Source organism: Desulfoluna spongiiphila (assembly GCF_900101345.1).
Classification (GTDB): domain Bacteria; phylum Desulfobacterota; class Desulfobacteria; order Desulfobacterales; family Desulfolunaceae; genus Desulfoluna; species Desulfoluna spongiiphila.
The window spans coordinates 479,081-490,801 of the sequence record NZ_FMUX01000002.1 but is presented as its reverse complement, the minus strand read 5'-3'; the positions used below and the strand labels follow the sequence as shown (position 1 = coordinate 490,801).

7 protein-coding genes are annotated in these 11,721 nt (G+C 59.7%); 2 read left to right on the top strand and 5 right to left on the bottom strand.

Going from position 1 to position 11,721, the window contains the following annotated elements:
• Positions 1-43 precede the first annotated feature (43 nt).
• The 5 genes from BLQ12_RS05085 to BLQ12_RS05065 form a co-directional block, all read right to left on the bottom strand.
• Complete coding sequence (locus tag BLQ12_RS05085; protein WP_226860141.1) at positions 44-871, bottom strand: ABC transporter permease; 828 nt, start codon at positions 869-871, stop codon at positions 44-46.
• Between the two features lie 8 nt (positions 872-879).
• Complete coding sequence (locus BLQ12_RS05080) at positions 880-1,863, bottom strand: ABC transporter permease (RefSeq protein ID WP_254781978.1); 984 nt, start codon at positions 1,861-1,863, stop codon at positions 880-882.
• Between the two features lie 912 nt (positions 1,864-2,775).
• Positions 2,776-3,639, bottom strand: coding sequence for an alpha/beta fold hydrolase (locus BLQ12_RS05075; RefSeq protein ID WP_139163855.1), 864 nt, complete (start codon positions 3,637-3,639; stop codon positions 2,776-2,778).
• Between the two features lie 111 nt (positions 3,640-3,750).
• Entirely contained in the window at positions 3,751-7,419 is a 3,669-nt protein-coding gene (locus BLQ12_RS05070) for an autotransporter family protein (protein WP_175469511.1), read from the bottom strand.
• Positions 7,420-7,778: 359 nt separating this feature from the next.
• A complete protein-coding gene (locus tag BLQ12_RS05065; protein ID WP_092208897.1) occupies positions 7,779-9,143 on the bottom strand; it encodes an MFS transporter in 1,365 nt (454 codons plus the stop codon).
• 451 nt (positions 9,144-9,594) lie between these two features.
• On the opposite strand from BLQ12_RS05065, the gene BLQ12_RS05060 reads away from it, so the two are divergent.
• Positions 9,595-11,325, top strand: coding sequence for an aldehyde ferredoxin oxidoreductase family protein (locus BLQ12_RS05060; protein ID WP_092208895.1), 1,731 nt, complete (start codon positions 9,595-9,597; stop codon positions 11,323-11,325).
• A 105-nt stretch (positions 11,326-11,430) separates the two neighbouring features.
• On the top strand, positions 11,431-11,664 hold the full coding sequence (locus BLQ12_RS05055) for a MoaD/ThiS family protein (protein WP_139163854.1): 234 nt from the start codon (positions 11,431-11,433) through the stop codon (positions 11,662-11,664).
• Positions 11,665-11,721 lie beyond the last annotated feature (57 nt).

Sequence of the window (11,721 nt, the reverse complement as noted above, 5' to 3'; positions counted from 1 at the left end):
CCAGGGGCTGAGCCCCTTGCCCCCAGGTTACTTTTTCAACTGCTTAATGTGTTGACTTTCCCTGGATATTGAGAAACCAGTCCACCACCAGGTTCACCCCGATGGTCAACACAGCAATCACAGAGGCGGGCCAGAGGGCGGCGGGAATCCCGAAGGTGATGGCCCCGGCGTTTTCCCGGACCATGCTCCCCCAGTCCGCTGCCGGGGGCTGAAAGCCAAGGCCCAGAAAGCTCAAGGCGCTGATAAAAAGGAACACAAAGCAAAACCGCATGCCGAACTCAGCAATAAGGGGCGGCAGGGTGTTGGGCAAAATCTCCCGGCGCATGACCCACCAGAGCCCTTCACCCCTGAGGCGGGCAGCCTCCACATAGGGCATCACCTCCACATCCATGGCAACGGCCCGGGCCAGGCGAAACACCCGGGTGGAGTCCAGAAGGGAGAGGACCACCACAAGCACCGTCACCGAGGTTCCCATCACCGACAGCACCATAAGGGCGAAAATCAGGGGAGGAAAAGCCATGACAATGTCTACAAGGCGTCCCAGGACCTGATCCACCCACCCTTTCAAGGTGGCCGCGGCCAAGCCCAGAAAGGTCCCGGAGACAAAGGCGATAAAGGTAATCAACAGGGCAATGCCTATGGTGTTGCGCGCACCGTAGATCAGGCGCGTCAGCATGTCCCGCCCGATATGGTCCGTTCCCAGGAGATGACCGGCCCCCATGGGCAGCCACACATCCCCCACCACTTCGGTCTCACCGTAGGGGGCCAAAGCCGGGCCCACCAGAAAAACAAGTAAATTCAGAACAATCACCGTCACCCCGAACAGGGCACTGGGCGACATACGCTTTAATGTGTGCATTATCTGTTTCATATCCCCCCCTATTTCGGATGCCGAAGGCGCGGGTTGCTCACCATGGACAACACGTCCGCCGTCAGGTTCAGCCCCACGTAGGTCACGGCAAAAATAAGGCCGCTGGCCTGCACCACGGGCAGGTCCCGCTTGGATACGGAGTCCACCAGAAGCTGTCCAAGCCCCGGGTAGACAAAGACCACCTCCACCACCACCACACCCACAACCAGGTAGGCCAGGTTGATGGCGATGACATTGATAATGGGAGCCAGGGCGTTGGGAAGGGCGTGGGCGAAGACGATCCGCCGTCGGGAGATCCCCTTGAGGCGGGCCATCTCGATGAAGGGAAGGTCCATCACGTTGATGATGGCAGCTCGGGTCATGCGCATCATGTGTGCCAGGACCACCAGGGTAAGCGTGATACAGGGAAGGGTGATGGTGTGCAGCTTCACCGCAAGGGACATGTCGCGGGTCAGGGTGGAGATGCTGGGAAAAAGAGCCAGCTTGACGGAAAAAAGCGTGATGAGGATATAGGCCACGAAAAACTCAGGAAAGGAGATGGCGCTCAGCGTGGAGATGGAGAGAAACCGGTCCATCCAGGTGTCCCGGTACAGGGCGGCAAACATGCCGAGACAAAGCGCCAGGGGGACAGCCACCAGGGCCGTGGTCCCCGCAAGGAACAGGGTGTTCTTAAACCGCCACCCGATAAGCTCGGCGATGGGTTTTCCGCTGGCAAGGGAGTTTCCAAAATCTCCCCTGACCACCTCGGCCAGCCAGGTCCCGTAGCGGACATGGGCCGGAAGGTCGAGGTTAAGTTCAGCACGAAAGGCTGCAACAGTTTCCGGCAGGGCATTCTGGCCCAGTACCGACTCGGCGAGATCCCCGGGAAGGGCCTCCACACCGACAAAAATAAGAACCGAGATCACCAGCAGGGTCCCGATGCCGATGGCCAGTCTCTGGGCCACCATCTTTACCATTGGGTTGAAGATAAAACCATTCATAACACGCGCCATGCGGCCACCACGATCCATCACCCGTTTTTCCAAAATAAAGTGGACGATGCATGACAAAAGACCCGGAATCCACCGGATCTCCTCGCTCCTTTCTTTTATGGTTTCCAAAGGGAAGCCAGGTGGCTTCACCTTCTCGCTCATCTGTCGCCTGGATCCCGGAACAGACACCTCAAAGGCCGAAAACCCTTCTACGAAAGCCGCCCATTGAGACAGGGCGCAGAAAGACCGGAGGGACTACACGCCGCAGCAATGGATCCCAGGCTTTCGTAGAGATTCTGTCGCCTTCAAACTATAAACATTGATTTTACAAATCTACTTAGCATACATAAAAGATTATCCCTTCACAACCCGGTAACAGATAAAATACGAGCATCGTACCCCCCCCCGCAGCGACGCAACGCCATACGCACGGTCTCGGTCAGTGCAGGTAACGCTTCATTATAACATACAAAAGAAAAACATTTAAAAAGAGAGGGGGGAGGGGCAGGACAAACGCATTTAACTGCAAGTTGCCTCCGGCGGGTCGCTTTTTGAAAAAAGCTCCACAAAAACGTTTCGGTTGCCTGCACATCAGGCGAAAGCAATCGAAATACGAGCACATTCGCATGAACCATGCATCGCACTCAATACCTGTTTGTCCAACGTTTCAAAAGCTTGCCCCCCGGCAGGGCCGCCGGAGGCAAAATCCAAATGCGTTGGCCCTGGGGGGAGGGGCTCTCGTACCCTGCAGACGGAGGCACCAGCCCCCACGAAACGAGACCCGGCATGCGATAACCCGGATATTTCATGAGAGAACGATCATACGAAATGTTACTCCCGGCTTTCTGACAAGGACACACCGGAGTCATTTTCAAGCAAAGCAGGAAGGAATTGAATGGGACGATAATGACGACCCCGGATGAGACAGGCCCCTCAAGGGGCTGTTAAGCGGCACGGCTCCGGCCCATGGGATCGCAGCAGGGCGGGCCACAGGGCCAGCCATCCCCGCTGGTGTGCGGCGTCATCCACCAGCACCGGGGCGGGGGCCCTGCAAGGCGCCATGCGGGAGGCAAAGGATGCGTAGATTGCAGGGGGAATCACCGCATCGTCTTTGCCCACAAAATGCCGCTGGGGAATGGACGCCAGCGCCCCTGCGACATCGGCCGGGTTCAGGGAGGCGGAAAGGGGCGTCAGTCCGTGGAGTTTACAAAAAGCCTCGGTATCCAGGTTTCCCGCCACCGTGGTCAGGCTGTCCACGTCACCCCGCCGGGCGCTCAGAAGGGCCGCCACGGCCGCACCGCCGGAAAATCCCACCAGTTCCAGGCGACCGTAGCCGCCCTGCGCCTTCAAGACGTCCAGGGCGCGGCCCATCTCTGAGATAACCTCAGGAGAAAAGGGGTGGGTCGACCAGTACCGAGGGCGACAGGCATCTGTCTGCAGGTACTGGCAGGGCCTCGCCAGATAGGCCTTGTCAAGAATGGGATCGGCGAGCATCAGGTTCAGGGCGGTGGGATTCACAGGGGAAGGATGGGCCGACGGCACATGGCGGGTGCGCCAGGCCAGGCCGTCCCCTTCGATATAGACGCGCAGCACGTCGGAACGGGAGAGGGCCGGCGCCAGGGCCGCCAGGGTAAACAGCTGGCCCTCGATTCGGCACGTCTCCAACCCGGCCAGTCCGCCGCGCTGCCCAAGATCGACAAAGGTCAGCTGACGCGGTGCCGTGGCGCACCCGCTTGCCACCCACATCGCCGCTACCGCACATAGCGCCCGGCGCCGGATTTTTCCTGCCAGTCCCATTCGGACCTCCCGTGGTGTGTCCCTAAAAAACAGCCATGCCCCGTATAAACGAGGCATGGCTGCTTTTCCAGATTTTTTTAACTCGCGGGATATCCAAATGCCCTGCGCTGATTAAAACTCAAACCGCAGCTTGCCGCTGACGCTGTGTGCCACAAAATCTTCGCGGCCTGCGTAGTCGTAACCGAGGCGAAGGCTCACGGCGCTCTCCTCCAGGCTGGCCAGGGTCAGGGCCGTGGAGAGATCCCAGCTGGTCTCGGCAGGATCTGCACCGCTGGCGATGAAGGCGGTACTGCCCCCCACAAATTTTGCGGTGGTAAGGATGCCGTCGCCTTTAAGGTCGTAACGCACCAGGGCGGAGACCTCAGGGGTAAGAACGCCCCAGGACTTTACCCAGCTGCGCTGCAGGGTGGCACCGCCGCCGACATTGAAAACCGAGTAATCCTGGGATTCCACCTCAAGGGCCCCGCTGTCCTTGCCCCCGGACTCGGTGTACCCGTCGTAGTCCTTGAAGGAGTACTCAACGGCCAGCAGGGGGTTTACCTGCCATCCGGCCGCGCTCAGCTTCATGCCCGCCTTGGCCATGGCATTGTAGCTGGTGCTGTCGTAGTCGGCGGTAAAGGTTGCATCGCCCAGGCGCCGGACGCTGTCCACATTGCCCATGCCCGCGGAGAGGACCGCTTCGCCGAACCATATCCCTCCGTCATAACTTCCGTAGAGACTCAAAAGGTGGTCGTCCATGTCCATTTCGGAGCTGTTGTCGTCGGCCTCGGCCTCGGATTTGCCCTGGGTCACGGCAACGCCCACGGTAAGAGCCCCTACCTGGCGGTCAAGGCCCAGGCTGAGGCCGGTGGTATCCGCGTCAAAGCCCACCACGCCGTCACGCTCGTCCTGGTCGGCATCGGTAAAGCTGGCGTTGTACCACAGCCCCCCTGAAGCCACGATTTCGTCCCCGCTGTTCAGGCCCATGAGCCCGCCCAGACGGTTGCCGATGTTGGTGTGGGAAGCCCCCACGGTCTGGGTCATGCCGGTAAGGAAGGCCCCGTTGACGCTGGGAGACCAGGCTTCGGGGTCGGTACCCAGGACAAAGGACGTTGGCATATCGGCCAGGGCGGCGGTAAAGGCAGCACCTCCGTTACGGGACACACCAGCCTCGGCGGGGTTCAAGAAACGAACCCGGGCCACCAATTCGGTATCGGATGACGTATCCACCCAGCTCAGGCCCAGCAGCGGGGAGTTGCCTTTGACCTCAAGGGTCACCTTGGCTCTGGTTCCCTGCACGTCGGCACCTGACTCAAGCAAGGCAAAGGTCTGGCTCTGCCCGGGCCTGGTAAGGCCGAGGCCTTCGTTGGGAAGAATGCGGAAGGTGGAGCCATCGGCGAGCTTGGCGGAGTCTGTCTGGAAGTAGAAGGTGTTCTTCGCAGCGGATGAAACGTAGGAACAATCGTCTGTCCCCTTGAAATCCACCTGCAGGATGCCTGTTGAGGCATTGTCCAGGGCGACGCCCTTCAGTCGACCGGCGATAAGCCCTTTGTTGGTCACGGTCAGATCTGGCATCGTGATCATTGGGGTTCGGGCCTTGATCTCGGTCCGAACCACGGCCCACTCCCCTTCAAGGGACGAGGTCGCATCCAGGGTGACGCTTCCGCTGCCCAGAGCAATGGCTACGCATTCAGGGCCGCCCTCGCCCTCTTCTTCCGATGCCCCGGAACGTGACGCCACGGCCTTCACCACACTCCCACGGGTCAAGGCAATCTCAAGGTTGCTCCCATCGCCGTCACTGGCGCCAATGCCCACGGCTCCAGCCAGTACCCCCTTGGCTTCAGCCAAAACCCTGGTGTTGTCCAGGGAAATGGTGGTCTTGCCACCCAGGGAAAATGTGGAAATACCAACGGCCATGGCTGTGGGTTTCTCAATGGAAAAATCCTTTGTCCGAGGCCCTTCGGCCACAGCCGAAGCGCGAACCGTGGAGTCAGTCATCGCAAGGGTAGCGGGGTCCGAATCCGTCTCTCCACTCAGCCCGTTCAGGGTAATGCCGGAGACAAAGGCGAGGCAATTTTCGGCTGAAGCTTTGCCGGTGACATCAATGGTGGAGCGCGTCAGCCGGATGGACGTGTGGTCATCAGGCATCTTTAATGCAGCCACATCGCCGACACGAAACTCATCCCCTTCCATTCCCCGGGGCATGACCAGTATCCCGCACACAGGCATGTCAGGTTCCCCGACCAGGGCCATGTTCCTGCCGTCTACAACACTGGCCGAGGCCGTTGCCGTCAGTGTCACATGGGAGTCCGTCAACCGAATGTTCGCTTGATTGTAACCTAAGGCACCGATACCCACAGGAAGGAGGCCCACGGAATCCCGCCCAATCCCTGCCGCGGCATGCCCCTTCTCGGTGAGATGGGCAGTGGCGCTCATGGTACCGCTCAGGACGGCCTGGTTTAAGTCGACGTCCACCGTATCGACATTCAGCATGCCCACCACCGTAGCGGCGGCAAACACCTTGCTCGAGGAGCCTTTTTTCAGGTCACCGGTGGTAGCCGAAGCCGTGGCGGTGATATGGCCTCCTTCCGCCACCTTGAGGATGCCGTGATCGGTATCCACCATGGTAACACCCCCGGACAATGCCGTGTCTCCAGAGGCGTTGCTTTCAACACCGGAATGGCCAATCAGGGTGAATTGAGCCCGCTCAAGGTCAAGATCTCCCGCGCCCAGGTGAAACGCCGTGGCCACGGCCTCAGCTCCGGTGGCCGATGCATGCAGAAGCGACTCACCGTCCAGAGTCACATCGGCACGCGTGACACCACCTATTTCCATCCCAGAGACACCTGCATAACCATTGACACCCAATGCAGTCCCCGATGCCTGGATGGTCGACTGACCATCCACCCTCACCGTGAGATCCTTCACGTTATGGACTTCCACCCCACTGGCATACGCGCTGCCATCCGTGCCGGAAGAAACCGCCGACGCACGGATAGACGACGTGCCATCCAGAAACACCTCACCTTTGTCCGTACCTTTAATCTCCACCCCATCGGCATCCATGTCCGCGTCCTCAAGGGAAGACGACGCCGTAACCGTCATCGCGGAGCCACCGGACAAGCGGACCACCCCGTGCTTGACATCAATGATGCCCACGCCCCTGGCTTCGCCTTCGGGATCACCATCGGCCCCTGTCACAGCAGCGGCCTTTCCCGCCACCTCCAACCTGGCCCCATGGGCCATGGTCAGGGAGGCAGTGTCCGGCAACTTGACCTTTTCCAGCTTGACCCCGTACACCTTCCCGTCCGCGGCCGAGGCCTTGACCCGTGCGGCATCCAGGGAGACATGGGCGTTATCGGCATCGGTGATCAAGATGGCCGAGGTGTCCGTGGCCTTGGTGGAGGCCACCGTCACTGCCGCCCCCTTGGCCAGAGTAACGCTGTTTTCGCTCTCTTTCTCATCTCCATCGATACCGATGGCAGACACAGGATCGCTGCCTTCGGAATCGGTTGTAAGGGTCACCGTGGCCCCCTCTTTCAGGCAAACGGAAGACCCGGCCCCCAAGATGGCCGCCCCGCGACCACCCCTGACATTCAGCGCCGCCCCTTCTGCCACTTGCAGGGTCAGGTCTCGGGTACCCGCATAATTCTTTGCCTCCGTATTGCCCGTTCCTGTCAGCACCACGGGGGACATCGGAGCCGCCTCCCCTGCCACGGCCACGCGAGGAAGTCCCCCCGCCCCGCACACCATCAGGACCAGAAGCCCCGCACACGTCCAATCCAATCGAATCTTTTTCACGAGAAACACACCTTTCATCGTATCCATAACGAACCAACATGCCTTCACGGGCACACGTGCCGTCCATTCCCGTATGCCCATGCCTTGAAACCTGACCTGCAACCGTATCTTCGCCACAAAAAAAGCCCACATTGTGTGGGCTGAAAGACAGCAAAACGGCTGAAATCTGGAAAAAAAGGCAGCTCACCAAACGAAACAAGGCCCCCCGCGCGGCGCCTTTGATTTTTTGGTGGTTATAAAATCTCCAAAAGAAGAAACATAGTTAAAAGAAGGTTAAAATATTTGGCTAATAGGAAGACATGAAAGAAGCCATTATCTCCCATGACACCCTGCCGCAAGAGGCCCATTCAGAAACAACTTCAGGAAGGCGAAGGATTACGGGGCTCGTTTTTGTCTCTTTTTCCAAGAACGAAAAGAAGAAAAAAGGCCATGAGGAGGGCAAAGGAGAGGGGAAACACGAAAAAGGTGTCCATAAAGAGGCGGTCTTCAAGGCCCTGCCCGGAGAGCAGAGGGGTTTCGGCCAGGAGCGGGCGCCGCTCCATGGCGAGGATGACGGCGTAGAGCATGCCCAGGAGGCCATAGGAGATGTTGTACGCCAGGCCCTTGAAGCTGAGGACCGTGGCCCGGGTTTCAGACGCGGCCAGGCGGTTCAGGTAATGGCTGACGAAAAAGGCCACCATGCTCATGGCTCCGAAGAGGACCAGGGCGGGGACAAGGCCAAGGTAGGGTGGAAAAAAGGCCATCCAGACAAGGCTGACAAGGGTAAGGGACCCCAGGACCATCAGGTTAAACCGGGGAGATCGGGTCTCGGCCAGGTGCCGGGAGACTTTGGGCACCACGATGCCCAGGGCCGCCACCAGAGCGCCGATGAGGCCGAAACTCGCCTCGGGGATGCCGATGACCCGGTAGTACTGGCTTGCCAGGGTAATCACCATGCGCATGACCCCGTCAAAAATAAGGCCCGCCAGGATCACCGTAAGGGCAAAGGAGGTGGTGAGGATCCAGCGGCCGGCTTCAAGGGTCTTTGCAAAGGCTTCCGCCGTGGATGGCTGCTCGGCATGGGCCGGGTCGGCGGGTTCGGACATGGCCAGGGCGCACCCCAGGGTAAACAGCCCGAACACAAAGGTCAGCACCAGGGGAATACGCAGGGTCAGGTCCTGGGTCACGGAGATCCCAAGGCCCAGAAAGGAAAAAAATCGCCCCATGACCTCCGGGTCGTACACCACACCGCCCAAAACCATGGCCACCACAAAAGCCACGGACTGCACCCGCATCTGGACCTCAAGTACCCGGCCCCAGGCCCCTTCCATGCCCTCCCGCTTCAGGGCGTCATAGGCCAGGGCTTCGTCCGCCCCGCTGGCAGACGCCTCGGCCAGGCCGCTGAGGACCCGGTTCACCAGAAACAGGGTAAAAAGGAGCCCGCCGCCCCGGATGGGAGCCACGCACAGGAGAGAAAGCTCCACCACCATCATGGCCCCGGTGGCCACCAGCAGGCGCTTGCGGCCGAGGGTGTCGGCAAGGGCCCCGGACGGCACCTCCGCCACCACGATCACGGCGGCCCAGACCGCGTTGAGAAGAGCAAACTGTGAGACGGTGAGGCCGAAGTCAAGAAAAAGGATCGAAAACACGGGGTAGTAAAACCGGGCGGTAAAAAAAAGGCGGAAGGCGATAAAGAGACGGACGTTCCTGAGGGAAAAAGGGGACCTGGTCGGTGCAGCATGCATGGCATATCTCCCATGGGACACCCGACCTGCAATGCCCGGTTGATAAAGACAAAACACAAAGGCCACGGGGCGATTCCCACGGCCTGACAGGATCGAATCGCCCTTGCCCAATGGAGCCCGCAAACCGGATGCGCATCGACATGCTCTGCCGGGGCCGGCAAAATTCCCTTTTGTCCCGAACGGTTGCAACGGGCCCCGAAATTCAGGAATATCAGGACTCACCGAGAGCATGCTCACACCAGGGTGAGCACAGCCTTTTTTTTCCTTTACGGGAACCGCATCAAAGCCGGGATGTCAAGCCGCTGTCATTCCAGACAATACCCACAAATACCGTATAAAATCAAGGAGATTAGGTTTTTCTTATTTATCCCGTGTTCCGGCTGTGGTATTCATGAATACATGATAATTTTATCATTATTTCATTATGTTTTACTTAGGAGAGGAACGCATCATGAACAAGATTCTCAGAATCGACACCAAGAGGAAAGAATTTTCTTATTCTGACCCGGACGACCGCCATGCCATCCTTGGGGGACGTGCCCTGACATCCCGCATTGTCATGGACGAGGTCCCGCCGACATGTCACCCCTTGAGCGCCGACAACAAGCTCGTCATCGCCCCGGGCCTGCTTTCCGGTACCACCGCCGCCAACTCCGGCAGGCTCTCCGTGGGCTCCAAGTCCCCCCTCACCGGTGGGATCAAAGAGAGCAATGCCGGTGGGCTGGTGTCCCAGAAGCTGGCCCGCATGGGCATCCAGGCCATTATCATCGAAGACAAGCCCGAAGAAGAAGACTACAGCCTGATCCATATCACCAAAGACGGCGTTGCCTTCCTTCCCGCCGATGATCTGGTGGGCATGACCAACTCCGAGGTGATCAACACCCTCTGGAAGCGATTCGGCGAAAAGGTAGGCGTGGCCTGCATCGGCCCGGCCGGAGAGCAGCGCTTAACCGGTGCCTCCATCCAGCTGGCCGACCCCAAGGGCAACCCCGGACGGGCCGCAGGGCGCGGGGGCCTGGGTGCGGTGATGGGCTCGAAAAAAATCAAGGCCATGGTCATCGACGATGCCGGCTGCGAGCGTGTGAAGCCCGCCAACAAGGAGGCCTTCTCCGAGGTGGCCAAAAAATGGGCCAAGCTCCTCACCAGCCACCCCGTTTCCGGCGAAGGCCTTCCCGCCTTCGGCACAGCCATTCTGGTCAACGTGGTCAACGAGGCGGGCGCCATGCCCACCAAGAACTTCCGAACCGGCCGGTTCGACCGGGCGGAAAAGATCAGCGGCGAGATGATGGCCGAGCTCATCGAAAAACGCGGCGGCATCATCAAAGAGGGCTGCCACCCGGGATGCGTCATCAAGTGCTCCCAGGCCTACCACGACAAAAACGGGGACTACCTCACCTCCGGGTTTGAGTACGAAACCGTCTGGGCCTTCGGCGCCCACTGCCTCATCGACGACCTGGACGCCATCGCCGAGATGGACCGTCTCTGCGACGACATCGGCCTGGACACCATCGACGCGGGCGTGGCCATCGGCATGGCCATGGAGGGCGGCCTCATCGAGTGGGGAGACAAGGCCGGTGCCATCGATCTTCTCAACAAGGTAAGAACAGGCGACCCCGTGGGCAAAATCATCGGCAACGGCGCGGCCTTTACCGGCCAGGCCCTGGGCGTGGACCGCATCCCCGTGGTCAAAAAACAGGCCCTGCCCGCCTACGACCCCCGAGCCGTCAAAGGCGTGGGCGTCACCTACGCCACCACCCCCATGGGGGCCGACCACACCGCAGGCTACGGTGTCTGCCAGAACATCCTCAAGGTGGGCGGAGACGTGGACGCCCTGAAAAAAGAGGGCAACATCGACGTGTCCAAAAACCTCCAGGTGGCCACCGCCGTCCTGGACGCCGCAGGCCTCTGCATCTTTGTGGCCTTCCCTGTCCTGGACAGCGAAGAGGGCTTCGGCATGATCGTGGACATGATCAACGCCCGCTACGGCATCAACCTGACCGCCGACGACGTCCTGGCCATCGGCATCAACACCCTGGAGACGGAAAAGGCCTTCAACCGTGCCGCAGGTTTCACCAAGCACGACGATCGCCTGCCCGCCATGTTCAAAGAGAACCTGGAGCCCCACAACGTCACCTGGGACTTCTCCGACGATGAACTCGACAGCACCCTCTCCTTCGGGTAACTGACGACGATTCCGGACAAACAAAGAGCCGTGACCTTGACCCTTAAGGCACGGCTCTTTGTGCAAGAAGCAGAGGTTCCACACGACACACGCAACGGGAGTCCCATGAAACTTGAACTCAAACTCTTTGCAACACTACGTCCCTACCTGAAAGGCACCTGTGAAGACGGCGCCCTGGAGATGCCTGACGAATCCACGGTGGCCGATGTCATTGACCACCTGAAGCTCCCGGAGGAGCAGGTCCGACTGGTCTTTGTCAACGGCAGGCACGCGGGGCGGGACCAGGTGCTACGCTCCGGCGACCGGGTGGGAATCTTTCCCCCGGTGGGCGGTGGTTGAACGTCAAGGCCCCTTCTATACGCCGGGTTAAAAATCAGCTATACTTCCTGAATATCG